Origin of the sequence: Pseudoduganella sp. OTU4001, assembly GCF_038440195.1 — a bacterium.
Lineage (GTDB): Bacteria > Pseudomonadota > Gammaproteobacteria > Burkholderiales > Burkholderiaceae_D > Rugamonas.
Genome location: NZ_JASATG010000007.1, coordinates 37,525 through 62,283 on the forward strand (window position 1 = coordinate 37,525; position 24,759 = coordinate 62,283).

Annotated in this window: 24 protein-coding genes; 13 read left to right on the forward strand and 11 right to left on the reverse strand. The window is 61.5% G+C overall.

The window, feature by feature from the left end; genetic code table 11:
* Window positions 1-494 precede the first annotated feature (494 nt).
* Entirely contained in the window at window positions 495-929 is a 435-nt protein-coding gene (locus AAHE99_RS08645) for a hypothetical protein (protein WP_342116527.1), read from the reverse strand.
* Between the two features lie 67 nt (window positions 930-996).
* Between AAHE99_RS08645 and AAHE99_RS08650 the strand changes: the two genes are divergently transcribed.
* On the forward strand, window positions 997-1,365 hold the full coding sequence (locus AAHE99_RS08650) for a hypothetical protein (protein WP_342116528.1): 369 nt from the start codon (window positions 997-999) through the stop codon (window positions 1,363-1,365).
* Between the two features lie 68 nt (window positions 1,366-1,433).
* Here AAHE99_RS08650 and AAHE99_RS08655 read toward each other — a convergent pair whose 3' ends face one another.
* The gene (locus AAHE99_RS08655) at window positions 1,434-1,796 is read right to left on the reverse strand and encodes a hypothetical protein (protein WP_342116529.1); all 363 of its coding nucleotides are present in this window, start codon (window positions 1,794-1,796) and stop codon (window positions 1,434-1,436) included.
* Window positions 1,797-2,450: 654 nt separating this feature from the next.
* Here AAHE99_RS08655 and AAHE99_RS08660 point away from each other — a divergent pair.
* The 5 genes from AAHE99_RS08660 (at window position 2,451) to AAHE99_RS08680 (ending at window position 6,149) form a co-directional block, all read left to right on the forward strand.
* Complete coding sequence (locus AAHE99_RS08660; RefSeq protein ID WP_342116530.1) at window positions 2,451-3,461, forward strand: hypothetical protein; 1,011 nt, start codon at window positions 2,451-2,453, stop codon at window positions 3,459-3,461.
* A gap of 250 nt (window positions 3,462-3,711) precedes the next feature.
* A complete protein-coding gene (locus AAHE99_RS08665) occupies window positions 3,712-4,491 on the forward strand; it encodes a hypothetical protein (protein ID WP_342116531.1) in 780 nt (259 codons plus the stop codon).
* Between the two features lie 459 nt (window positions 4,492-4,950).
* Window positions 4,951-5,199, forward strand: a complete 249-nt coding sequence (locus AAHE99_RS08670) for a transcriptional regulator (RefSeq protein WP_342116533.1) — start codon at window positions 4,951-4,953, stop codon at window positions 5,197-5,199.
* Entirely contained in the window at window positions 5,186-5,476 is a 291-nt protein-coding gene (locus tag AAHE99_RS08675) for a BrnA antitoxin family protein (protein ID WP_342116536.1), read from the forward strand. The genes AAHE99_RS08670 and AAHE99_RS08675 overlap by 14 nt, the downstream gene beginning before the upstream one ends.
* A 289-nt stretch (window positions 5,477-5,765) precedes the next feature.
* Entirely contained in the window at window positions 5,766-6,149 is a 384-nt protein-coding gene (locus AAHE99_RS08680) for a PEP-CTERM sorting domain-containing protein (RefSeq protein ID WP_342116538.1), read from the forward strand.
* Here the strand turns inward: AAHE99_RS08680 and AAHE99_RS08685 are convergent, their stop codons facing one another.
* The 3 genes from AAHE99_RS08685 to AAHE99_RS08695 are packed head-to-tail and all read right to left on the reverse strand — an operon-like array spanning window position 6,150 to window position 9,013.
* Window positions 6,150-7,130 (reverse strand): phospholipase D family protein, encoded by a 981-nt coding sequence (locus tag AAHE99_RS08685; protein ID WP_342116539.1) that lies wholly within the window; start codon window positions 7,128-7,130, stop codon window positions 6,150-6,152.
* 27 nt (window positions 7,131-7,157) lie between these two features.
* The gene (locus tag AAHE99_RS08690) at window positions 7,158-8,471 is read right to left on the reverse strand and encodes a M20/M25/M40 family metallo-hydrolase (RefSeq protein ID WP_342116540.1); all 1,314 of its coding nucleotides are present in this window, start codon (window positions 8,469-8,471) and stop codon (window positions 7,158-7,160) included.
* Between the two features lie 5 nt (window positions 8,472-8,476).
* The gene (locus tag AAHE99_RS08695; RefSeq protein WP_342116541.1) at window positions 8,477-9,013 is read right to left on the reverse strand and encodes a hypothetical protein; all 537 of its coding nucleotides are present in this window, start codon (window positions 9,011-9,013) and stop codon (window positions 8,477-8,479) included.
* Window positions 9,014-9,515: 502 nt separating this feature from the next.
* Between AAHE99_RS08695 and AAHE99_RS08700 the strand changes: the two genes are divergently transcribed.
* Window positions 9,516-10,568, forward strand: a complete 1,053-nt coding sequence (locus AAHE99_RS08700; protein ID WP_342116542.1) for a DUF5694 domain-containing protein — start codon at window positions 9,516-9,518, stop codon at window positions 10,566-10,568.
* Here the strand turns inward: AAHE99_RS08700 and AAHE99_RS08705 are convergent.
* The gene (locus tag AAHE99_RS08705; protein WP_342116544.1) at window positions 10,543-11,487 is read right to left on the reverse strand and encodes an alpha/beta fold hydrolase; all 945 of its coding nucleotides are present in this window, start codon (window positions 11,485-11,487) and stop codon (window positions 10,543-10,545) included. The genes AAHE99_RS08700 and AAHE99_RS08705 overlap by 26 nt on opposite strands.
* 83 nt (window positions 11,488-11,570) lie before the next feature.
* Window positions 11,571-12,506 carry a GlxA family transcriptional regulator gene (locus AAHE99_RS08710; RefSeq protein ID WP_342116545.1) on the reverse strand — a complete coding sequence of 312 codons (936 nt, stop codon included), beginning with the start codon at window positions 12,504-12,506 and terminating at the stop codon, window positions 11,571-11,573.
* A 141-nt stretch (window positions 12,507-12,647) separates the two neighbouring features.
* Between AAHE99_RS08710 and AAHE99_RS08715 the strand changes: the two genes are divergently transcribed.
* The 6 genes from AAHE99_RS08715 to AAHE99_RS08740 all read left to right on the forward strand — a co-directional run bounded on the left by AAHE99_RS08715 (window position 12,648) and on the right by AAHE99_RS08740 (window position 17,676).
* The gene (locus tag AAHE99_RS08715; RefSeq protein WP_342116547.1) at window positions 12,648-12,959 is read left to right on the forward strand and encodes a c-type cytochrome; all 312 of its coding nucleotides are present in this window, start codon (window positions 12,648-12,650) and stop codon (window positions 12,957-12,959) included.
* Window positions 12,960-13,007: 48 nt separating this feature from the next.
* A complete protein-coding gene (locus AAHE99_RS08720; RefSeq protein WP_342116549.1) occupies window positions 13,008-13,316 on the forward strand; it encodes a cupin domain-containing protein in 309 nt (102 codons plus the stop codon).
* Between the two features lie 66 nt (window positions 13,317-13,382).
* Window positions 13,383-13,958, forward strand: a complete 576-nt coding sequence (locus AAHE99_RS08725) for an MEDS domain-containing protein (RefSeq protein ID WP_342116550.1) — start codon at window positions 13,383-13,385, stop codon at window positions 13,956-13,958.
* A gap of 7 nt (window positions 13,959-13,965) precedes the next feature.
* A complete protein-coding gene (locus AAHE99_RS08730; RefSeq protein ID WP_342116551.1) occupies window positions 13,966-14,334 on the forward strand; it encodes a YbaN family protein in 369 nt (122 codons plus the stop codon).
* Window positions 14,327-16,303 carry a hypothetical protein gene (locus AAHE99_RS08735; protein WP_342116553.1) on the forward strand — a complete coding sequence of 659 codons (1,977 nt, stop codon included), beginning with the start codon at window positions 14,327-14,329 and terminating at the stop codon, window positions 16,301-16,303. The genes AAHE99_RS08730 and AAHE99_RS08735 overlap by 8 nt, the downstream gene beginning before the upstream one ends.
* On the forward strand, window positions 16,300-17,676 hold the full coding sequence (locus AAHE99_RS08740; RefSeq protein ID WP_342116555.1) for a serine hydrolase domain-containing protein: 1,377 nt from the start codon (window positions 16,300-16,302) through the stop codon (window positions 17,674-17,676). The genes AAHE99_RS08735 and AAHE99_RS08740 overlap by 4 nt, the downstream gene beginning before the upstream one ends.
* On the opposite strand, the gene AAHE99_RS08745 is transcribed toward AAHE99_RS08740, so the two are convergent.
* The 4 genes from AAHE99_RS08745 to AAHE99_RS08760 all read right to left on the reverse strand — a co-directional run bounded on the left by AAHE99_RS08745 (window position 17,669) and on the right by AAHE99_RS08760 (window position 24,746).
* The gene (locus AAHE99_RS08745) at window positions 17,669-18,988 is read right to left on the reverse strand and encodes an FAD-dependent oxidoreductase (RefSeq protein WP_342116556.1); all 1,320 of its coding nucleotides are present in this window, start codon (window positions 18,986-18,988) and stop codon (window positions 17,669-17,671) included. The genes AAHE99_RS08740 and AAHE99_RS08745 overlap by 8 nt on opposite strands.
* Window positions 18,981-20,279, reverse strand: a complete 1,299-nt coding sequence (locus tag AAHE99_RS08750) for an HD-GYP domain-containing protein (protein WP_342116558.1) — start codon at window positions 20,277-20,279, stop codon at window positions 18,981-18,983. The genes AAHE99_RS08745 and AAHE99_RS08750 overlap by 8 nt, the downstream gene beginning before the upstream one ends.
* Window positions 20,280-20,389: 110 nt before the next feature.
* Window positions 20,390-23,341 (reverse strand): TonB-dependent receptor, encoded by a 2,952-nt coding sequence (locus AAHE99_RS08755; RefSeq protein WP_342116559.1) that lies wholly within the window; start codon window positions 23,339-23,341, stop codon window positions 20,390-20,392.
* A gap of 202 nt (window positions 23,342-23,543) precedes the next feature.
* Entirely contained in the window at window positions 23,544-24,746 is a 1,203-nt protein-coding gene (locus AAHE99_RS08760) for a DUF4861 family protein (protein ID WP_342116560.1), read from the reverse strand.
* Window positions 24,747-24,759: the final 13 nt, after the last annotated feature.

Sequence of the window (24,759 nt, forward strand, 5' to 3'; positions counted from 1 at the left end):
ACAGGGTGCGCATGCGCGCGATTGATGCGAGGTAAAGCGTCAGACTCCTTTCTTGGATTGGGTTTTTGGGTTTGGATTGCGGTATGGACTAACTTCGGGGAAGGGCGTTAGAACCCTGATGTTTGCTGGCTTGGAGGCCCGTGGCGGGCCGCGTCACTACCGGTGGTAGTGACGCGTTGATAGGGCGCCAGCTGGTCGTCGTGCAGCGATCTTGTCAGCGCAAGATCGGGCCGTGTGACGCTGTGGTGCTATTGGAGCAAGGTGAGAACACCTATAGAACACTTACAGAACACTTTTAGAACAGTCCAAGGACTGCCTTGCCGCACGCCAGGTGGACTGGCGGCAGCAAAGTGCCAACTAATGCCGCAGAAGCGACAACGAAAAAAGTGTGGGGTAAAAACCTTTTGAGGGTTGAACTCAGAAGGTATTGAAATCGAATAGGGAAGAGCTTCGAACTCTATGCCGGCAGGTGCGACAACAGAATACTATCCTATCTAGCGGACGCTGGTAATCAGAATGATGGGCCAAATTGATGCATAAAAGAGCTGGTACCAGATTTTGTGTCCCAGGCCTAACCGCTCGTGGCCAGGCTGCTTCGAGTCAGCTGCAATTTTCTTGGTAATGAAATAGCCGATGACAAGATGTGCGAACAAAGTCAGTTTCAGAGGCGTGTAGACGAGTGACATTAGCATGGCCGCTACGATGAATGAATTCACGCAAGAGGCGATGACGGTCGCCCTTCTTGAGCCAAACATACTGCTCACCGCATCGCGATCCTTTGCTTGTTCAGCCAGCGATCGGAGTAGATGGTCGCGAATGGATTGATTCTTGCGTTTCGATAGGAGATGGCGTAGCCGATGCAGTAGTGCGGCAGCTGCAACGCCACATCCGAACAAGGTAAGAGCCATCTGAATTTTTCCTGAGTCCATGGAGATCCTTCTCGAATTAGTTGCTCATCTGTTGTGGTGAGTTCTTGGATACTAACCTTCAAGATCCATGTGGCAAGCTCAGGTGGCCGATCAAATTAAGTGTGATTTGAACGAGCAGCTTGCATCGATGCTGAGCTATGGTGTGATGAGATCTTTCAACAACTCGGAAAGAACTGAAATGACCGACACGCACGATCGAACAGGCGGGTTCGAATACGCACCGGAATGGTTGATTGATGCTGGCATCAATCGCGGGGACTATAGTTGGCTGAAGTCATTGGAACCGACAGAGCCGCTTGCCGATAGCGCAAGAGAACGACTGAATTTGGTTTACGTTGGCGTTATGAGGAAGATTCTCGTCTCGCCATCACCGCTGCCCTTACTGCGGCGTTTATCGACTCAGATGTCGCAAGCCCGAGCTTCATTAGAAGCGTAATTTGAAGGGCTACCAACAAATGAAAACGGCCCTCTGAGGGCCGTTTTATTTACTACCAGGTGCACGGGTTAAGCTGCACGACGCGTGTCGAGGTTCAACTCAACCTCAAACTTTTGCTTCCCGTTTTCCAAGGTCTCTTTCTTCCCTTCGTTCGCCATCTGGGTCAAGATCACCTTGACCTCCGAAGACGCAAAGCGTTTCAGTGCCTCACGCATCAGTGGTTGGTAGCCCATGCTGTGAATCTTGGCGATCAGCTTAAATTGGTCAATCAGCTCTTTTGGAAGTCGGATAGAAATTGCCTGCAGGCCCAGTGCGTCGTCCAACTCCTTCTCTGCCGATGCATCAGCCTTAGCAGTAAACTGCTCGTCAGTGCCCAGCACTCCTTGCTCCCAAGCTTCGACGGTATCGTCAATCCTTTCCGGGGTAGCCATGTCAAACTCCTTATTTCGCGTACTTGTTGTAAATGCGGCAAATTTCCGCAGTGGCTTCGTAAGCTGACTTCAGCTCAACGCCATCTGGTTTTGGAACATACATAATTTTTAGCAGCCGGCCTTTGTCCGTTTCTGCTACAAACCACTTGGTCGTGGGATCTGTAAGGTGCTGGGCTCTTGTGTCTTCACACAATCCGCCTTCCCTGTTTAGGAAGCATTGCTCGACCTCGATAACACGGATCCCACGACCGGTAATCTTGTCAAGTACATCAGGAGAGATTCTCACCATCGCGTTCACGCACTTCTTTGTATATACAGTAAGGGCAACTCACTCAGAATACAAGCAAGATTCGTAAGCGGATGTGACAGAGAACACAGTCAAGAGAAATCCTCAAAGAATCAGGCACTTTTTGGTGAGCCGATACTATAGCTTAAGTTCTCTGTATATACAAACGCCTTCTTATGGTGGAATATACAATGTATTTCTACGAAGAACCAAATTACCCCTACGCAAGGGTGGGGTATACCTCGCTAGTTGGGGCTCGGCGAGAATTACATGGAGGTTGGGTGAGCTCGTATCCTCCCTGAGCGTACCCAGCAAGATTGATCACTTGATTATTGTAAGGATTGCAAGATGGTAAGGAGTTCGATGTGATGACGGAATTCGCAACTAAGCTGCTGTCCCAAACTCACGCACTACGTAGCAAGCTCGGCGCGGTATTGGTAAAGGTTGTAAAAGGTTTTTGGTGGCAACCGGTCGCACTTTTGGCTGCTGCTAGCTATTGGTTCTACGTTGCCAACGGCATCCCGACACCCAATGCTCGAACAGTGGAAAAGTACGGCGTCTATGGGGACAGTTTTGGCCAGCTGACTTCGCTGTTCACTGCGCTAGGGTTCGGAGGTCTGATCATCACCTTGCTTCTCCAGCAGCGACAGATACGAATGCAAGAAGACGCTGCGAGAAACGCCCGTGAGAAAGAAGAGAAAGGCCGTTACGAGGAAATCTTTTTCAGGTTGCTGGAGGTGTATCGTCAGACCCTCTCGGAAGTTCGCGTGGGCGACGCATGTGGGCGCGAAGTTTTGCGTCAGGCGATGGACCGTATCGATACTGCGATCGTTGAAGAACGAGTCAATGATTTGCCCAGAGACGTCCAAGGTAGGAGGGATGCTGGCGTCCTCAATGACACGGATAGGCAGCGGATTGACTACTTACACTTTCGAAATTTCAAGATCGTAGGTGCGGAGATCCATCCACAGGCCCGCCTGATTGATACATTGGAGGTCCTCCTTGAGCACGTGGTAAATGGGGCTTCAGATAGCCGATTGATCAAGACCTATAAAGATTTGCTCTGGGCGCAATTTACTTTCATCGAGTGTCGTTACTTCTTTTTCGTCGCATTGTCGCGTACAAACAGGGCGCGGCTTAGAGATCTTCTGGCAAAAGCAGACTTCTTTGATCGAATCTCACGTTCACAGACCCACTGGCTCCACCGTGAGATGTACAAGGAGTACTGGGGATTGGATATCGAGCAGCGCGAGCTACCGCCAAGTATTCCGATGTCACAGGGGAAGATCAAGCGTGCCATGCGTGCGCACCGCGCGGCTGGAGGAGAGCCGAAGTCCGCATACACCGTCGTCGGTGTGCGGAAGTCAAACAAGGGTTGAACTCAGTGGAGTGATGGGCTAGCGATGCACGATTCGATATAGCGGGGGCCATCTCACTTCCACGACATTTCGGCTCCACTTGCCTGGTGTGGGACGGAAGGGAGAGGCTGACTATCAACTATAAATCCAAACGGAGTCACCGTAAAGCAGCCTATCAGGGTTAAGGAGTTTAGACAATTTATGATAAAGACATAAACTGTCTAAACTCCATATACACTGCTGGTTGGCAACTTACAAACGAGGTAAAAACGTGGAGCTTGAACTAGCTACAATTGGCGCGAGCGTGGCCGGAGCCATCGCCTCTAAGGACATTTTGACAAAGGCACTTGGCCCGACGGCTGAATACTTCGGTGGTGAGCTAAAGAACCTTGTAGCGCGCTGCAATATCAATTTGGACGATGTTTTTCGCGGAAGTGTGCGAAAGGGGGCCGGCGACATGCCTGGCTCTGTAGATGCAAGGACTGCGAAAGCTGTCATCGATGACGCTGCGTACTGCGAGGACGCGTTAATTAAAGACTACTACAGTGGACTGCTTTGCGGGGCGAAGTCGGAGAGTGGCGACGACGAGGCGCTGTCTTACGTTTCAGTGCTTAAAACCATGTCAAAAATCCAGGTGAAGACTCACTTCCTGATCTATGCGGTTATGCACGGGCAGGTTAAGGGACAAATCACTTCGATAACTGACGAACGTGATCGAAGCAAGCTTCGCATATACATGAACCTTGAACGCTTCTTTGGCTTTGTAGGTCAGCCATCTGCTGACCCGGAGGCGACTATCAATCACATCGTAAGCGGCCTGCAGCGGGCGGGCTTGATTGGTCAACATTTTGCATATGGGGATCCAAGCTACGTCAATGTGGCTTACCCTGACCTCAAGATCGAAGTGCCGTCTCTCGTAGTGTGCCCGTCAATCCTCGGTGTCGAGCTTTTCCTTTGGGCTGCCGGCATAAGGAATCCGAATCCGAACCTAATTCTTCAGTCGGACGAGATCATGTCGCGCTTTCCGAAGGAGTATATCGACGCCCTCTGATTGGAGGTACACGCACGGCACAGTTTCAATCCTTCCGTACCCTTCCGTTACCTGCCGTACCCACGCATGAGATAGTCGTTTCATTGTTAGCCAGGAAGCCCATTATTCATAGTAATCAAAGGGTTGCATTTGATGGAAAATCCTTCCGTACTATCGTATACTCGAGCGTACTCAACTGCACCCTTGCGTAGGCCTACGGTTTCACCACCAAACTCATAATCCTTTGGTGCCCGGTTCGACTCCGGGAGGGCCTACCAGTATTCCGAAAGACCTGCGTGCCATGCGCTGCAGGTCTTTTTTCTTGCGCAAACGCAATACCACCGCCAGCCCAGGTGGCAAGCTGTACCAACAGTAAGATCGATATTTCGATTTATTTGTTAGTACAATAAATATGCTCACCGTCTGTGAAACACCGGAGTTCATCTCATCTGCGAAGAAGTATGGTCGGATGCTGAGCAAATGGAGTTTATCGACTGGATATCCGAACATCCGCTTGCAGGCGACGTGATACCTGAAAGTGGCGGGCTGCGCAAAGTTCGCTGGTCGCGGTTGGGGCGAGGAAAGCTCGGGGGTGCGAGGGTTGTTTACTACGTGCGTCTCAAGGGGGGCGTGGTTTTCTTGCTGGTGGCGTATGCCAAAGCTTCATTCGATAATTTGCGGCCAGAGTTCTTGAGGAAGTTAAGGGAAAGATTTGATGAAAGCGAATAAGACGTCAAAGGACGACGCGGAGCTACTCGCATTTGAGGACGCGTTGCTACGAAGCGTCGATCAAGCTCTGCGCGCCGAAGGAACGATCCATGCACCGGACGAAATCAAAGCTCGCCGGGGGCGTCCTGCAGGCAGTACAAAGCCAGATAAGAAAATTCCAACTACGATCCGTCTCGATCCTGATGTGCTGCACGCGCTAAAAGCTAGTGGCCGTGGATGGCAATCGCGCGTCAATGAAGCAATCCGTGATTGGTTAAAGGCACGCTCCGAGCTGTGAGAGTCTGCGACGGAGATCAATCGTGCGGACGAAATTCGATAAGGGGCTCTGTTAGCCTGGACGGTTGGCCTTCGCATTCGCGAAGCCATTCCGTCGAGGAAAGGAGCTCAACATGTTCAAACGGTTGATGTGCACCTTCAAGCTTGGTGCCGCAACGTTGGCACCTGCATCCGCGCAGACGATATGGCAGTTCAGCTACACCGGTTTTCTTGATCCGGAAACCAATTAATTCCAGGAGCAGCGGTCGGAGAGTGGTCTGTTCGCGGGAACAGACATCAATGGAAATGGGTTGCTGGAGCAGCTTGAGCTGACCCGCTTCAATTGGGGACAGGTCGTATATATCGATGCTGAGCATAGCTGGCAAGAGTGCATGCTGATGGAATGCGCATTGGAGGGCTTCCGCTACGATTTACGTACCGGCCACTTGGACTTCGCGACGGAATGGTCGTATCGCGATGACATGGCGTACAGCACCAGCCGAACCGTCGCCGGGGACCGGATCTATTTCTTTGGCTATACGGGTGATGGTGCGGGATCCAGTGATACCTTGCTGTGGACCGATCAAACTCACTTTAGCGTTTCGCCCCCGCCGGTGCCTGAACCGGGCATGCCAACCATGCTGCTTGCAGGGATTGGCATGTTGGGCTTAGTGGCAAGGCGCAAGCGCGGGTGATCACGGACGATATGCTTGAATGATCGCGTCGAGGAAGTCAGGATCTACGTAGCCTCCAACGTTCTGGAGCTTGTCTCCACGAACTTTGATGGCGTGTTTGAGCGCATCACGAAACGCGGCTTCCCCGGTCTGGAAGGGTACGGTCTCGCCGCTGGGAACCTTTTCCTTGCATACCCAGGTGAATGGGTAGTCTTTGTACTCTTCCGATTCCGTTTTATACATCAGTTCCGGATACCACCAGGTCAGTTTGCTTCGATTATCCAAGCCGTTGCGATCTTTGTTCAGCTTGATTTCCAGAGACGGCACTGCGACCTGAAGTGCATCGTGCTCGCTCTCGCTGCTTGAGTTTGCGTAGGGCCACTCTTCCTGCTTGTCGTCGGGGTTGTGGGGGTAATCGTCGACCAGTTCAGACAAATAGTTGATCTGCCAGCGCTTCTGGAATGGTGACGCGATCCATTCGCCGAAGGTTGGAACACGCTGCGTCGATGGGTTCTCTTCTTTGCCGCCATTGCGCTGCACGTAAGCAGCATGTTCGATATCCAGCTTTGCAAGTGCGGCGCCAAAACTCTGGGCTTCGTGGCAACTGATCGCCGTGGCCTCAAACTGGCACAGCACGGCAGCGATGTCCAATTCGCCTGGAGCGAGGCGCACCGCCGCTTCGTGAAGGCCATCTTCAGACAAGGCGTTGTTGGATAAATTGGCAGAGCCGAGCACCGCACCGTGCAGGCGCGACCAATAAATTTTTGCATGCAGGCGCGGGACAAAATGTACCTCGACACCTGCTGCCAACAGCGCGCGAATACCGTCGGGATGAGTTGCGCCGGGATTCGGCCAGCAGTAAAGCTTGATGCCGCGCGGGTTTTCGAGCCAGCGCAGCGGGTATTTCCCAACGAAGGCAACCACGACAATGCGTTCATCGTCGGGGGCTTTCAGTAGTTCTTGGACGGAGTTGGCGATGTCGGCGCCGAGCAGTAATTTCATCGAAATCTAAGGCTAATTGGTAAGCCTTTAGTCTATATGCGGCAAGCGCTCGCCGTCTAGCAATCCCCACGCGAGGATGGCGGTGACTTGTGCGGCTTGCTGCAAGTCCGCGTGGTCGATGTGGTCGATGGTGTCGACCTGGCTGTGCTGCGTGTGTGTGCGATAGTTGCGTGACTCCTGCAGCGGAGTAAAGGCGGGAATGCCTTGCTTGTAAAAGGTTTCGTGGTCGGAGCCGAGTCCTTTGGCGTAGTGAAGATCAATCTCGCCAAGCGCTTTGGTTGGCGCGAGCGCCGCGCTCATGGGACCGTACCACGCTTCCTCTTGCATATCGGGGAAGGCGAGGATGCGGCCACTGCCGGCGTCCTGCACCAGCACGGCCTGGATGCGCGCGAGTTCATCGCGATGCGCGGCGACATAGGCTTTGCTGCCTAGCAGTCCTTGTTCCTCGCCGGAGAAAAGCACGACACGCAAGGTGCGCTTTGGCTGCAGGCCGGTGGCGCGCATGGCACGCATTACCTCCAGCATCGTCACGACACCTGCGCCATTGTCGGTTGCGCCGCTGGAGAGATCCCACGAATCGAGATGGGCGCCGAGGATCACCATTTCGCCACCCGGCTCGCTGCCGGGGAAGTCGGCTACGACGTTATGCGCCTGCACGGACTTGGCGGCAAAGCCTCCGTCCAGCGCCAGTTCGAGGCGAGGTGTGATGCCGCGTGCCAGCAGGCGCTTGAGCAGGTTGGCGTGCTCACGCGTGATGATGCCGGCGTTGCTGTCGTAACGCTGGCCAGGGCCGCCCCACATGTCTTGCAGGCCGTCTTCCTTGCCGCTTACCTGCAGCACGGCGGCGACGCCCGCATCGCGCAAGGCTTGCGTTGGTGCTTCACGCGGGGAAGATTCGGCCAGCACGATCTTGCCTTTAAGGCGGGGCAGGGCGGCGTTGAAGTCGGCCAGCGTCTTTACATTCAACAGGGCGACGTCGGCTCGGATGGCGCCGCGCGTGCCTTTAGTCCAGGCTTTTTGCATGACGTTCAGCGGAAGGCTATTGGCATTGAGCAGGCGCGCATGGGCGCGGCCGCGCTGCCATGGCCGGCCAAGCTCGTAGGCTTCGAGATGCACGTTGACGGCGCCATAAGAAGCCAATTTGCGCATGGCCCACTCCTGCGCGCGCTGTAGCCCTGGCGTGCCGGTCATGCGCGGGCCGATGTCGTCGCACAGTTCTTCGAGGTTGCGCTGCATTTCGGAGCGGGCGGCGATTTCGGCGATCAACGCGGGAGCTGCTGCTTGTGCGGTGGCGTGGGTGCTGGCGGCGGCCAGCAGCAGTGCGAGCAGGTAGCGGGCCATGTCGATCAGTTCCTTGGCGGCTGTGGCAGGGACTTGTACAGCGTGGCGAGCTTGCCCTGGTCGCGCAGCATCAATGCGTTGTCGAGGACTTCGGAGCGGTTCTCGGGGCGCTTGTCCTTCAGGCTTTCGTAGGCGCGCAGCAGGCCGTCAATACCCGCCATGGTCTTGGCTTCCATTTGCGCGGGGTCTTTCATCGGATCGAACATCTGGTGCTGCACCTGGTAGGCGGCGGTGCTGAGCGTGTGGTGGAAGCGTAGTACGCGGCGCAGGTCGCCCTTGGCGGCGCCGGTTTCCATCCAGAGTGCGCCTCGGTCGGGGCCAAAGGAGTAGTCGGGAATCTCGTCCGACCATTTCATGAACCAGCGGCCGTCGGCGGAGTTCATCACGCCGATCGGGTCGCGGTTGGCTGCTTCGGCCAAGGCGACCACGCGGGCGCGTTCTTCGGGAGTGGATGGGCCACGTTCGGCGAACGCGGGGGCTGCCAGGCCGGCGGCGAGGGCGATGATGGCGCAGGCTTGTTGGAAGTATTGAGTCAACTGCATGGTGATGCTCCTTTCGCTGTGGTGGAAGTGAATGGAGCACTGATTTGCAAATTGCGTGCCACAGGCAGAAAGCCTTATTTGACGGGCGTTATGGCTTGGTGATGGTAATCGCGCGTGTTCGCAAATGCGACAGCACTGTGCGATGGCGAACAGTGACTACCAATTTGCACCTCGTCATCGCCATACAACACAGGTGCTATCGGACGTTGCTGTGCGTCAATGCTGGTGCTACATTGAATTCGTTCCATTCCCGTCCCCGCGACCCCGGGACCAGGCTTCAACAGTTTATTTTCTTTCCATCTGGAGGAAGTATGAACAAATTCGCCCTGGCCCTGGTGTACGCATCTGCTTTCGCCGGCGCCGTTGCCATGACGTTCGCTTGAGACCACACCGCGTTTTGCAATTTGCTCCACCAATCCTGCAGGCTGTCGCATAGGACGCGCTGCACGCTGCGCGTCGGCCTAGAATCGCTGCTCCGATTGACACAACGCCGAGGAGCGACATGAGCAAGTGGAACAAGGCAGTTTTGGGTGCAGTAGTGGCGGCGCCTTTGATGGCGCACGCGCAGGTGGATTTGACGCGGCTGGATCGCGATATGGTTGGCCCCAAGTCGCAGGTCATGGTGCTGGGTACTGTGCACTTGAGCGGCATGCCGGCGGAGTTCAAGCCGGCGTCACTGAATGGCTTGATCGAGCGCCTGGCGGCGTTCAGGCCGGACATCATCACCATCGAGCAGGAGCCCGGCGAAGATTGCGATCTCGCGGCCCGCCATCCGGCCAAATATGGCAAGGACTGGTGCCCGAGCACGGCGGCGGCGATGGAGGCCACGGGGCTGGATATGCCGGCCGCGCTGGCGGAAGTGGACAAGACGCTTAAGTCCTGGCCGGCGCAGCCAACGGCGTCGCAGCGCCGGCGCCTGGCGGCGGCCTTCCTGGCGGCGAACGAGCCGGCTTCGGCCCAGGTGCAATGGATGCAGCTGGCGGAGTCGGAACGGCGCGCGGGCGACGGCTTGAACGCCGCGCTGGTGGAGCGGCTGAACAAGCTCATGAAACGCAAAAATGAGGACAGCCTGATTGCGGCGCCGCTGGCGGCACGCCTTGGCCATCAGCGTGTGTACGCGGTGGACAACCATACCGGCGACCGTATCGATGTTCCCGACATTAAGGCCTTCGTGAAATCCATCGAAAGCGCCTGGGCTTCCGGCGGCAGCGAGATGAAGGCCGTTGAGAAGCACAAGGATGAAATGTCGCTGGGCGCAGATATGCTGCCGCTGTACCGCTATATCAATTCGCCGGACAGCATGCGCATCCACGCCGAGGGCAATGTGCTGCCGATGATGCGGACCAAATCGGCGGAAGGCTATCCGCAAATCTGGGTCGGCGGCTGGGAGGTGCGCAACCTGCGCATGGTGGCCAACATCCGCGAGACCTTCCGTGAGCGCCCAGGTGCGCGCGTGCTGAGCATCGTCGGCGCCTCCCACAAGCCCTGGTTCGACGACTGGCTCGGTCAGTTGCAGGGCGTGGAGATCGTCAACGCTGCGGAGGTGCTGAAGTAATCGCTGCGCGGATCTCGGCGATCGTTTGCTGCGGCGCTTGCAGGTGCGGGTAGTGGCCAAGCTTGGGCAGGATGGTGAGCGGCTTGCCTGAGCTGGCGGAGAATTCTTCGCCCATCTTCTTGTCGATGTAGATGTCGCGTTCGCCCCACACCACCGTGACCGGTGCGGTTAGGCGGGCGAGGTTGGCTTCCAGGTATTGCTGGTCGCGCGTGAAGTGGCTGTAGTAGTGGTAGAAGGCGTCGCCGCTGCTGATTGGGCCGTGGTTCCAGCCTGCCAGCATGTCGGCTGTGAAGGCGGGGCTGATTGCGAACTGCTCGCTGGCGTCCAGGCCGCGGTGGAAGGCATTTGCGATGATCTCGCTGCTGCCCTGGTTGATGGCGGCGCGCGTGGCAGCGGCGGTGGCCGGGGCTTTCAGCATGCGCAGGCGTTCGGCCATGTAGTGCGGCCGGTCCAGCGGGGCGAAGTCGCCGACGATGATTTTCCTGGCGATGCCGGGATCGTCGAGTGCCAGCAGCAGCGGTGGCAGGGCGCCGATATCGGTGGCGTAGATGACGAGCTGTGACTTGTCGATGCCGGCGGCTCGGATGTAATCCTTCACCACCTGTGCGTAGTCGCGCGGGGCGTAAGCGAATTTCTCCGCCGGCGGGCGTGAAGATTGGCCGTAGCCGGGCCAGTCGAAGGCGTGGACTTCGTAGTCGCTGCCCAGCTGCGTGGCGATTTCGTCCCAGGTGTGGGCGGTTTCGGGAAAGCCGTGCAGCAGGAGGATCGTGCCTTTGGGGGCGGGAGGGTTGACGACGAGCCGGCGTACGGTGATTTCCGGGCTGATTTGCAGGCGGCTGGTTTCGGCCGCGGCCGGTGCGGCTGATGCGACCGAACTTGCGGCGACGAGGGCGGCGAGCGATTTCTTGATGGTGGACATGGTGGGCATCCTGTGCGATTGGTTCTGGATGCCTTCAATATAGGACTCGCCTGCTGTGGCGTAAATGTCGTAAAACCCTCGTTTTAGGACATGCGGGCGGCGCGCCGCAGGGCTTGCGGCGGCTGGCCGTAACCGCGCAGGAATGCACGCCGCATGCGTTCGGTATCGCTGAAGCCTGTTTCGGCGGCGATTTCCTCCACCGTCAGTCGGCTTTGCTCGATCATCAGCCGTGCGGCTTCCAGGCGCAGGTGTTCGATAGCCTTGGCGGGCGACTGGCCGGTCTCGCTGGTGAAGGCGCGGCTGAACTGGCGTGGGCTGAGGTGGGCCACCGCGGCCAGGTCGGGTACCGACAACTCCAGGTGCAGGTTGCTGCGGGCGTAGCTCAGCACCCGCTGGATGCGGTCGGTCTTGGCATCCATTTCGAGCAGTGTGGAGTGCTGCGACTGGCCGCCGGCGCGGCGGTGGTAGACCACCAGTTTCCTGGCGACCGCCGTCGAGAGCTCGGCGCCGTAGTCGGCTTCGATCATGCCGAGCGCCAGGTCGATGCCGGCGCTCATGCCGGCGGATGTCCAAAGCGGGCCGTCGTTGATGAAGATGCGGTCGGCCTCCACCCGCGCGGCAGGGAAGCGCTCTTGCAGCTCGCGCGCAAACATCCAGTGTGTGGTAACGCGCCGCCCATCCAGCAGGCCTGCCTCGCCAAGCAGGAAGGCGCCGGTACAGACGGAAGCAGTGCGCCGCGCCAGCCGTGATGCGGTGCGCAGCCTGGCCAGCAGGCCGTCGGGCGTGGGGGCGGGCGATAGCAGGCCGCACGCGATCAGGGTATCGAGCTTGCGGCGCGCCAGCGGCAGGGTCTCGATGGTCGCGCCGAAGGAGTTGCGGAGCGGGCCGCCAAGTTCCGAATAGAAGCCAATGCCGTACACGGGCGAACCGGCGGTGGTATTCGCCAGCTCGAAGGCGGATGCCGCAGCCAGGCCCATGATCTGGAAGCCTTGCGGCAGGACGAAGCCGATTTTCAGCATGGCTGGAGGCGGTGCACGATCAATTCAGGGGACATCATCAATGCTCGCGGGGCGAATGTTCATATGCTTAAGCTGGGTCAACTCTTTTTCGATTGTTGGTCAGTACAGTGTATATCAACACCAATCCATAGGAAGAGCATCATGAAAGCACTGCATAAACTGATCATCGCCATCACTGCCGCCATGCTGGCCTCGCCAGCCATGGCTGCAAAAGGAAGCATCAACGGCGAGAAGATCTATGCCGCCAACTGCGCGTCTTGCCACGCGGCCGGTGTGCTGGGCGCACCGAAGGCGGGGGACAAGGCTGCCTGGGCGGCGCGCCTCAAGCAGGGCAAGGAAGTGGTCTACACCCACGGCCTGCAAGGCTTCAAGATGATGCCGCCGAAAGGTGGCAATGCGAGCCTGAAGGATGAGGAGGTGAAGGCAGCCATCGACTTCATGGCCAATGGCTGAACGGCGCGGAAGCGGCTATGATGGCTCGTACTGACTAGGGAAAAATACATGGGAAATCTGTACGACGATGCCTTGCCGCCGGCGCAGGGTGAACGCTTCGACACGCTGTTGTCGCACAAAGGGCTGGTGATCGAACGCATTGTCAGCACGTCGAAAATCGAATCGCAGCAGTACGTGCAGGAGCAGGATGAATGGGTGGTGCTGCTGCAGGGCGAGGCGCTGCTGGACGTGGCGGGGCGCCAGGTGGTTTTGAAGGCTGGCGACTACCTGTTCCTGCCATCGCACACTCCGCACTCCGTGCAGCGGGTGTCGGACGGCGCGATGTGGCTGGCGGTACACCTTCACGATAGCAAGTGACAATGCGTGAATCTTTAAGGGCACCGCTTCTGCTAACCTTGGCTGTTAATTTCTGGAGCCAAGGGAATGGAAACAACACGGCACGAGGCCATCGAAGAATTCTGGCAGCACACCTCGCATTGCGACCACAGCGTGCAGGTCTACGACGACGAAACCAGCTTCCTTGAAACGCTGGAAGCGTTCGTCATGGCCGGTTTCGACCGCAACGAAGCCGTGATCGTGATCGCGACTCCGCAGCACCGCGAGGCGCTGGCCATGCGGCTTGAGCGCAATGGCATCGATGTCGCTGCCGCCTCGATGCGCGGCCAATATATCGTGCGCGATGCGCGTAGCACGCTGGCGCGCTTCATGTTCGACGGCTGGCCGGCGGAGGCGCGCTTCCAGGCGGCGGTGGAGGAATTGGTCGCCAGGGCGCGCGAGAACCACCAGGCGGTGCGGGCTTTTGGTGAAATGGTGGCGCTGTTGTGGGACGATGGGCTGCACCGTGCCACCATGCGGCTGGAGCACCTGTGGACGCAGCTGTGCCAGCGCGAATCCTTCCCGCTGTTCTGCGCTTATCCCAAGGCGGCTTTCGATCTTGGCGAAAGCACGGCCTGCCGCGAAGTGTGCCAGGCGCATACGAGGGTCTTGCCGCCGCTATAATGGGGCGATGAAAATCGTCCTGGTCATCCTGGGCTGCCTGTTCCTGGTACTGGCGGTTCTGGGGATATTCCTGCCGCTGCTGCCAACCACGCCCTTCCTGCTGCTGGCGTCGGCCTGTTTCGCGCGCAGTTCCGACAAGCTGCACAACTGGCTGCGTACGCACGGGCGCTTTGGGCGCTACCTGCGCGATTATGAGGATGGCCGTGGCATCCCGCTGCGCGGCAAGGTGCTGGCCATGGCGATGATGTGGCCGTCCATGTTCTATTCGATGTACAAGGTGCCTTATCTGGCGCTGAAGGTCATGCTGTTCCTGGTCGCCTGCGGTGTGACGTTCTATCTGCTGCGCCTTCCTACCTCCCGTCCGCTGGATGATTAAGACCCGTTTGATTGCTGCGGCAGCTGCCGTGCTGTTGGCCCATTCCGCCTGTGCTGCGTCGTGGGAGGTGATTGCTGGCGCTCCCGTTGCGCTGGATCCGGCGCCGCTTGTTGCGCCGCGTGGGATTGCCGTGGGGCGCGATGGGGCCATCTATTTCACCGACGGTGCTGCCGTGCGCGTGCTGAAGGGGGATGGCAAGGTGGCCACGCTGCCGGGGCGCTTTATTGCACCGGCGGGACTGGCGGTGGCTTCCGATGGCACGGTGTTTGTAGCTGACGCGGGCAACCATGTGGTGAAAGCCATTTCGCCGGCGGGCGATGTGCGTACGATGGCCGGGCATGCCGGGGCTGCTGGGCGGGCGGATGGCAAGGGTATTGTGGCGGGTTTCGACCGGCCTGCAGGGTTGGTGCTGGAGGCGTCGGGCAGCTTGCTGTTGGCCGATTCGGGCAACAATGCGGTGCGCAGGATTGCTTCTGATGGCATGGTCAGCACCGTTGCGCAGCGCTTGCCGCTGCAGCCGCAGGGGATTGCGGTGGATGCGCGCGGGGGGATTGTTGTGCATGATGCGGCCACGGCGCTGCGCATCGGCGCCGGAGGCGCATGGCAGGAATTGCTGCCCGCCGCCGAACCGGCTACGCCCCGCCCGGACGGCGCGCCGGCGCGCATCGCCAGCGGTCCGCAGCCGGCGCGAGGCGGGGCTGGCGGTGAGGGACGGGGCAGTGCTGCGGCCAGCACGCAGGCGGCGGAGGAGGCGTGCCAGCGGGGCAAGTGCCTGCGCCGCTACCAGGCGCCGAGCATGCCGCTGGCGCCGCGCGGTGCGCAGCCGGCGCCCGCTGGCCAGGTGGCGCTGGATGGCGAAGGCCGTTTGCTGGCGACGGCGCCGGCCACCGGCAGCATCTACCGCATCGAACGCAATGGCATCATCACGCCGCTGCTGGGCGCGGGCGACGTGACCGGCGAACTGTCCGGCGTAGCGCGCGGCAGCGACGGCAGCCTGCACCTGCTGCTGGCCGAGCGCCTGGCCGCCGCCAGCTGGGACGCCAGCGGCAAGCCGCAGCCGCTCGTCCTGCAATACGCCGCCTCATTGAACCGCGACGGCCCAGCCCTGCAGGCCCGCTTCAGCGACATCAGCCAGCTGGCAGTGGGCCGCGATGGCGGCCTGTACGTGCTCGATGGCGACCAGCTGCGCCGCATCGACAAGGAAGGCGTAGTGCGCACGCTGCTGCAGGAAGGCGGCTTCCGCAAGCTGCGCGAACAGCACCCGGCCGCCCAGGTCGACTTGCACGGCTCCATGGCGGCCCGCCCCAGCACCGGCATCTTCGTCACCGCCAACGGCGCACTGGCCGGCGTCAGTACCGAAGGCATGATCTCCTTCATCAGCGGACCGCCCGGTATGTCGCCCGACCAGACCGGCATGCTGCCGGCGCTGCGCCGCATCTGGGCCTACGTGGCGCAGGACGCGGAACCGTTCGTGCTGCCCGGCTTGGGCCGCCATCGCATCGCGGCCGACGCCAGCGGCCAGGCATGGTACTGCGCCGACAATGTGCTGTGGCGCATCCGCCCGCGCGGCGTGGCGCGCAAGATCGCGCTGCAAGGAACGGACGGCTGCGGCGACGTCCTGGTTGCGCCCAACGACGAAGTATTCATGCTGCACGGCCACTACATAACGCGCGTCGGCGCAGACGGCTACCAGTGGCTGGCAGCCGGCAGCCGCGAACGCAAGAACAGCACCGACGGTGCTGGCCTGCTGGCCCGCTTCCGCCGCATCACCCAGGCCGTGGTGGACGCGCAAAACAACATCCATCTGCTCGATGATGGTATCTTGCGCAGGATGTCGGCGAACGGCGAAATCACCACCGAGGGGAAAGACTTGTTCGCGGCAGTCGGCAAGCTGCGCGCCCTGGCGGTGGGCCGCAAGGGCGTGCTTTATCTCGCAACTGAACGCACGATCCTGAGGATGAAACCATGAGGACCAGTCTTCTCGTTTTGCCTGCACTGCTGGCGGCCGCCTGCGCCGCCAATGCCCAGACCCTGCCCGATGTACTGCTCAAGGAATTCCACCGCCAGTCCGGCGTCACCGGCATGGCTGCCGCCATTGTGCGCGACGGCCAGCTGGTATGGCACGGCGAAACCGGCTACGCCGACGCCGCGCGCAAGCAGCCGGTCACGTCGCAGACTGAATTCCGCCTTGGCAGCGTGTCCAAGTTCGTCACCATCGCCATGCTGGCGCGCCTGGTCGACCAGGGCCGCATCGACCTGCAGCGGCCGGTGCGTTCCTACCTGCCGAACTACCCGGCCAAGCAGTACGAATTCACCCCGCTGCAACTGGCCACGCACACCTCCGGCATGGGCCATTACGAATACGGCGACGAAAAATTCGACGAGCGCGCGGAGCCTTACAAGACCGTCACCGAGGGTCTGACGGTGTTCCAGGACCGCCCCTTGCGGCGCGCCCCCGGTACTGCATTCGAGTATTCCAGCTACGCCTACAACCTGCTGTCTGCGGTGATGGAAAGCGCCGCGCGGGATGACTTTCGCAGCATGATTGCCGACACCGCGCGCCTGGCCGGTACGCCGTCGCTGCAGCCGGAACTCGTGGCGCCGGTTGGGGCGAACTGGTCGCATCTTTACACGCCGGATGGCGAGGAACTGCCGCGCCGGAATATCACGTCCAAGTGGTCCGGCGGCGGCATGCTGGCGAACGCGCCGGATGTCGCGCGTTTCGGCCTGAAGACGCTTGACCCGGCCTTCATCAAACCCGGCACTTTGGCGTGGTTCACCACCCAGCAGAAGTTCAGCAACGGCGAAGGCATCGGCGGCAAGGACTTCAAGCAGGCCATCGGCTGGCGGGTCAGCACCGATTACTACGGCAGGAACTACTTCCACCATGCCGGAGCCATCCTGGGCGGCCGCTCGCAGGTCAGCGTCTTCCCGGAGCAGAAGGCGGCGGTCAGCCTGCTGGCCAACGTCATGTTCACTTCGGCGGTGGCGCTGTCGACCGAGTCGCTGTACGACGCGTACTTGTCTGCCTCGGTGCAGGGCGGCGCCAAATGCCGCGAAGGCACGCGCCGCTTCAACGCCGTGCTGCGCGACAAGCCGTTGGAAGGAACGGTGCGTTTCTCGCGCGAAGGCGCTTTCTGCCGGGCCGACGTTTCGGCCGACAACGCGCTGGGCGCGGCCGTAGCACGCAACGGTGCGGCGCCGGGCATCGTGGCGTACAGCCGCGCCGGTGAAGGCAATACCTACTTCGTGACGCCGGTCGGGATCTATCCGGGCAAGGCAGCCGGCGAAACGTTGGCCGTGCAGCTGTCGCAGGGCGTCGTGGAGCTGAAGCTTAACTAAGCTCCACCAGCCGCCGCCCCAGCCGCTTGCCGAGCGCCAGCAGGGTGAGGGTAGGCGGCAAGCCCCACGGCGCCGGCAGCACCGCCGCATCGCACACGTACAGCCCCGGCGTGGCGCTGCGCAAATCACTGTCCACCGCCGCCTCGCCGCCGCGGCCCACCGCCAGCGCGCCGCCGGGATGGGCCGCGAAATGCCAGCTCTGGAACACGTGGCGCGCCCCCGCTTCTGCCAGGATGCGGCGCGCCAGCTCCGTGCCGCGCTTGAAGCGTGCGCGGTCTTCCGGCTGCAGGCGCTTGTCGGCCCAGCGCGGGCCGATGCCGCCGCCCGCCGCATCGCGGATCTTGACCATGATGCTGAGCGTGCGGCCATGCGCGAACAGGCGGTCCACGCGGCCTACCTGCAGCGCAAAGGCCTGGTACATCGGCTTGGGCAGGGTCAGGTCCGAGAACGACAGCCCGTCGTCAGGCAGCGCCATGCCGGCCGCCATCGGCACCTCGGCGCCCGCGCCGGATTGGCCCGGCAGGCCTTCCACCGTTCCCATCACCGCAATCACCGGATCGCTGAAGAAGGGCAGGCTGCGCGGCGCCAGCCCGGAGGCATGCAGCAGGCGCGGGCTGCCGATGCCGCCCGCCGCCAGCACCACCGATGCAGCGCGGACGCTATGCAGGGCGCCGTCGCGCGCATATTCCACGCCCACCGCGCGGCCCTGTTCCAGCAGCACACGCGTAGCGCGCGCATGGTCGACCAGATGGGCGCCGCGCAGCCGCGCCGCATCCAGCAATTCGCGCGCGCTCCATTTGGCGCCGTAAGGACAGCCATAGACGCAACGCCAGCAGCCGGTGCGGCAGATGGAGGGCCGGATCATCTTGTCCAGCTTCTGCCATGGCAGGCCGGCCGCGCGGGCGGCCTGCATGATGCGCTGCGCCAGGGGACCAAGCAGCTCGTCCGGCAATGGACCGATCGGCAGTTCGGCGCGGCACTCCGCCAGCGCCGGCGCCAGGTCGATGCCCAGCGCCGCAAAGCGCTCCAGCGGCGGCGCCGCTGCGGTGGCAAAGTTCAGGGTGGAGGTGCCGCCGGCAGTCAGGCCGCGCACCAGCAGCGAGCCATCGCTGTGGAAGAAGGCGCCCTTGCCGGGAACGGCAGCGATGCCCGCCATTTGCGCCAGCGTACCGCGCAAGGGCGCGCTGCCGCCCTGTTCCAGCACCAAAACGCGCTGGCCTTGCCGCGCCAGCGTTTCAGCCACGCTGGCGCCACCGGGACCGCTGCCCACCACAACGGTGTCGTAGCGCTGCAGCGCCGGACCATCAGCCATGCGCCCCCGCTTCCGGGCGCAGGTGGCCAAGCAAGTCTTTCAATGCGCCGGCCGACAAGCCATCCAGTTCCGGCGAACGGCGGTCGATCTCGTTGGCCAGGTCGGCCATTAGCCAGTCCATTTCATCGAGCAGTGCGCGCAGTTCGGCCAGCATACCGGGATCGTCCTGCACCATGGACAGCATGCTGGCCATATTGTCCGGATCAAAACCGGCCTGCAGCACCAGCGAACGGATGGCCGCCATGCGGTCGAACAGGAAGGCCATCGGCGCACCCGGCGCGTCGGCCATCGGACGCCGCTCCAGCAGGTCGCGCAGCTTGAACCAGGCCGGCAGCAGGGCCGACAAGTGCTCCAGGCGCGAGCTCGGGTCGCCCGCCGCGGCCTTGCCGGTCGGTGCGGCGACGCCGTGCAACTGCAGCAGGTCGCGCAGCACGCTGGCCACGCCGCCGTCGAAGCGCGCTTTATTGATCCTGTATAGCATTTCCAGGCGCGGCATGTCGAGGCGGCGCAGTACCGCCTCGGTGACATCGGCGGCCGCCACGATGCGGGCCATCTTGCCCACCTGCTCGCCGCGCAAGCCGTGCGGATAACCGCTGCCATCCAGCCGTTCGTGATGCTGCAGCACGGCCTTGGCGGCGGCGGGCGGGAAGCCCTTCAGCTCCTTCAACAGCAGGTAGCCGGTCAGCGGATGCACGTGGACGAAGCGGCGCTCGTCTGCGGTGATCTGGTGCGACTGGTCGAGGATGTGCGGGTCGGTGTGCATCTCGCCGAAATCGTGGCACAGGGCGCCCAGCAGCACGGCCGGCAGATCGCCCGGCGCCATGCCCATGCGCTGCGCGCAGGCAAAGGCGATGATGGCGCAGTGCAGGGAATGGCCGAACATGGCCGGATGCTTATCCGACATCACGGTCAGGCGCAGTTCGATGGTGGAGTGCAGCTGCAGGTTGGCGGTGCAATGCTTCAACTGGCGCGGATCGCCGGCGCGCGCCAGCAGCTGGCGGTACAGCCCTTCATGCTCCAGCAAGCGGTCGAACTCAATGGCCAGCGCCGCCGCATCGATCGCCTTGTCGGATGTGAGCACCTGGTCCAGCGGCGCCGATAACTTGTATCGAGTAAGTTTCTCGAACTGCTTGCTGTCGATACGCGCGCCCTTGGCCAGTAGCTTGGTGCCGTTGCTGGCGTAGATATCCTCGCTGGCGATGACGTCGCGCGTATCGCCCATCTCGGTCACAGAGCGCACGAAGTGCGGGCTCTCACCGGGGACTTCCACTGCTTGCAGTTCGCTAGCCATAAAAATGTCCACCCTAGGGTCAGACCCTAAAGTGGACATTTTCGCAGAAAAAAAAGCCCCGCGGGTAGCGGGGCTGTGCAATGAAGGCGGAGAGACGCCTTTGAAACACCTTAGAACTTGTAGCGTAGGCCTGCCAGGAACTCGCGGCCGGTCACGTTGTTGACCACCACGCTGTTGCGCGCGCGGCTCACGAACTGGTCGTTTTCCTCGTTGGTCAGGTTCACGCCTTCCAACGTGAATTCCAGCTTGTCGTTGACCTTATAGGACAAGGACAGGTCGACGTTGAGCGACTTGTTCTTGCCTTCCACATCGTTATTGTTCTGGCCCGGCACGCGGGTGACGAATGCGGCGCGCGAGGAGGCCGAGATGCGGGCACTCAGTTTGCCGTTGTCGTAGTACAGCGTGGCGTTCCAGGAACGCGGCGACAGGTTAAGCAGGTCGTCGACGATGCGGTCATTGCTGGTTGGCGACACCACGTACTCGATCTTCGATTTCACGTGGGTGTAGTTCAGCAGCGTGCCGAAGTCCTTGCCCCAGGACGGCAGGAAGGTGAACGGCTGCTGGTAATTCAGCTCAAAGCCTTTCAGCTTGCCGCCGTCGGTATTGATCGGCGCCGTCACCTGGAACACTTCCTCGCCGGTGAAGTTCGCCGGCAGCAGCGACATCGGCAACCCGGTATCGCGGTAGGCGATATTGGTGCGCAGCGACTGGATGTAGGTCGAGATGTTCTTCTGGAACAGGCCCAGGCCCACAAAGGCGTTCTTGCCGAAGTAGTATTCGAAGCTGCTGTCGAAAGTCTTGGCGCGGAACGGCTTCAGCAGCGGGTTGCCGGTGGTGATGGTCAGCGTGCCGGTGGTGGCGATGGTGCCGCCCGGCGACAGGTTGCCCAGCTGCGGACGGGTCATCACCTTGGCCGCGCCGAAGCGGGCGATGAAGTCGTTGGTCACGTTCAGCGCCACGTTCAGCGATGGCAGCACGTCTTCGTAGCTGTTCTCCACGGTGACGGCGGTGCCGCCGTTGGTGGCCTGGTAGCCGGTGGCGCTCAGCTCCGTCTTCACGTAGCGGGCGCCGAAGTTGCCGCGCAGCGGCATGCCGGCCAGCTCGTTCTTGAATTCGCCCATCAGGTAGAAGCCGCGGTCATCCTCGGTCACCGCGCGGTTGTTGCCGCGTGCATTGCCGTTGGTGATGGAGGACAGGGTGAAGTCGCCCGGGCCGCCGGCAGGACCGCTCTTGATGCAGTTGCAGTAGATGTCGTAGGCCTTGGCAATCGCGTTCAGGTCCGGAATCAGCCAGGTGGTGTAGGTGCCGCCCGGCAGGTTCTGGCCTTTGCCGAAACCGCTTACGGTGGTGGACAGGGTGCCCGCGCCGGCTGGCGGCGCGAAGATCGTATCGTTCTGGTTCACGCGGCGGAACTCGTACGAGTCGAAGTCGTACTTCTTGCTGTTGTAGCCGCCCTTGAGGGTCAGGCCGTCGGTGGCTTCCCAGCTCAGGTCCACGGTCGCGGTGTCGTTGCGGTTGTTGGCGCCCTGCGGACGGATGCGGATCTCGCTGGTGGTGGTGTTGGCTACGGTGGTCGGCTGGGTGCCGCTGGCGACCTGCGGTACGCCGACGATCTGCATTGGGCCGCTGGCCGATGCCGGGTCGAACGGCAGCGTAATCAGCGGATGGCGGTCGTCGTTGCGGAAGTCGATCGTGTAGCCGTTCACGTTCAGCGCATCGAGCGTGGTGGTGGTCTGCACCGGGTTGCGGAACTTGGAGGTGGCGCGGCCGATGCGGGCCTGCAGCTGCAGGGTATCGGTCAGGCGCTGCTCCAGGGTCAGGGTCGGCTGGGTGAAGGTGGTCGACAGCTCGTCGAAGCGCGACTCGGCGCGGATATCGACGCCGTTGAACTTACCGTACAACAGGTTGCCGTTCGGCGCGTACTGCGCTTCCACCACCGAGGTTTGCGGCTTGCCGCCCTGGCTGGCGGAGCGGCTGAAGGAGATCGCCTCCAGGAAGTCTTCCTGGCGCGTCGCATCGAGCTTCGCGTACAGCATGTCGAAGGTCAGCAACGAGCCTTGCATCGGGCGCCATTGCACGGAGCCGGTCAGGCCGATGCGGTCCTGGTCGTGGGTCAGGCGGCCATAGCGCGGCAGGCGCGGATGGAAATTGCTGGCGCTGCTGGCCGCGTTGTAGGCATCGGTTGCCGCTTGCGATGCGGGCAGGCGTGGCACGCCTTGCGCTGCCGGGCCGCAGGTGGTGGCGGTGGAGTTGGACGGGTTGGCGGTCACGCCTTGCGGGGCGCACCAGCCGCCGCTCGACGGGCCGTTATCCCAGCGCACGGTGGAGAAGCCTTCTTCCAGCAGCTGGCGCTTGGAGAACGCGCCGGACAGCAGCACGCCCACCTTGCGGTCGGCGAAAGTGTCGGACAGCAGGAAGGCCACGCGCGGGTCGGTCTTCTTCGACAGGTCGTTGTACTTGCCCTTGGCGGTGATGGTGGCGTTGAAGCCTTTCAGGTCGAAGGGACGCATGGTTTGCAGGTCCACGGTGGCGCCCAGCGAGCCTTCATCGACGTCGGCCGAAGAGCTCTTGCGCACGGTCAGCGACGAGAACAGCTCGGAGGCGAACACGTTGAAGTCGAAGCCGCGCGAACGGTTGGTGCCGCCCGAACTGTCGGTGCCGCCGGTGGTGGCCAGCGCTTCCAGGCCGTTGATGCGCACGCGGGTGAAGTCCTGGCCCAGGCCGCGCACGGTGATGTTGCGGCCTTCGCCGGCGTCGCGGTCGATCACCACGCCCGGCACGCGCTGCAGCGACTCGGCCAGGTTGGTGTCGGGGAACTTGCCCATGTCTTCGGACTTGATGACATCGACGATGCCGTTGTCTTCGCGCTTCTTGTTCAACGCCGATTCCAGCGCCGCGCGCAGGCCGGTCACCACCACCTTCATTTCAGGTTCGGCGCTTGGCGCGGCAGGGGCGGTGGACTGGGCGTGCGCCAGGCCGATGGCCAGGGCGGTGACAGAGTAAGTGCCGACGAGGCGCAGCGCGAACTTGCGCAAAGCCTCGGATTGATCCGTGAACTTCATACCATCTCCTAGTTTTATTATTGCAGCTGACTCTTGGTAATTGGTCAGGCCGATTTCTGTATTCTATGTCAAGGTTTTTGCTATGTGGTCAGTCCAAATGTAAATCCGGCCTGTCCACATGCTGCGCCGTTGCGCGCACGCCACGTCTTATGGATGACCTCGTGTCCCCCTTGGGGTGTGACCCCAGGGTGGGACACGGGCTCTAGCGTAGGGTGACGCGGAGCGGGTTGGCGGCGCGGGCGGCGGCTTGCGCCACGTATTGCTGCCACTGCGCCTGGCTGGTGATCTCGCCGGCGCGGCTCCAGGCGCCGCCGGCGTAGTAGCGCAGTGGCTTGCCGGCGCTGGCGGGGGCGAGGATCAGTTCGTTCAGGGCGTCGTCGGCGAAGCCTTGGGCGGTGGGGACGATGACCGCGGTGCCGAAGGCGCCGTTGCTGGCCTGTTCGACCCATTGCAGCAGCACCTTGCCTTCGCGCTTGGTGGCGATTTGCGGGTTCTGGCCTTTGTCGGCGGGGTTCTTGTTCAGGCCCACGGCCACGGTGATCGGCTTGTCGCCGGCGTAGCTGAAGGTCGATTCGATCAGGTCCAGCTGATGGCCGGCGTCGACGGTGAAACGCTTGGTTTCGGTGACCGGCAGGCCGGCTGCGTCCCACGCCGCATACGACAGTTCGAACACGCTGCGCACCGGACCGTTGGCCAGCACTTTCCAGCTGGCGTAGTTGGTGGAGACGTACAGCTTGCCGCCTTCCCACACGCCGGTGCCGCCGGCGCCGCGCGAGCGGCCGACGTTGTACATGTCCATGCCTTCGCCTTCGTCATGGTGGTAGTGGTCATGGCCTTTGTTGTACCAGCGGTCGACGATCGGGTAGGGCACGCGCTTGAACCACAGGTCCAGGCCGGAGGTGACCAGCACTTCCTTTACCACGCCAGCCGGGGCGGGGGCGGCCAGCGCGGGACCGTAGGTGCGGTGCGCCAGCTTGTCGTTTTCCCAAGCGAAGTCGTCCAGGCGTTCCTGCACGTAGCGGGCAAAGGTCTGCGGCGGAGTAGGCGCGGCCACGCCGTCGATCTTCTCCACGGTGTAGGTGGCGGACTTTTCGCCGGCCTTGAAGCTGTGCTGGAAAATCAGCTCGCCGTAGGCGATGCCGATGTTCTGCGGGTCCTTGGCCTGCGGCGCGACATTGGTGACCTGGTGCGGCACCACGCGGCCATTGGCGTCGCGCACGGCGATCTTTTGCACCAGCGCGTGCGGCAGGGCCTTGTTCACTTCCGACCATGGCACGGTCACCGTCTCGGACGGGCGCGCGATGTCGAGGTCGTGCTGCAGCGTGATGGTCAGGCGCTCGGCGGCCGATGCGGCCAGCGCCGGCAGGGCGGCCGCCAGCGCGGCCAGGATGCGGGTCGTCTTCATTGGCCGGCTCTCC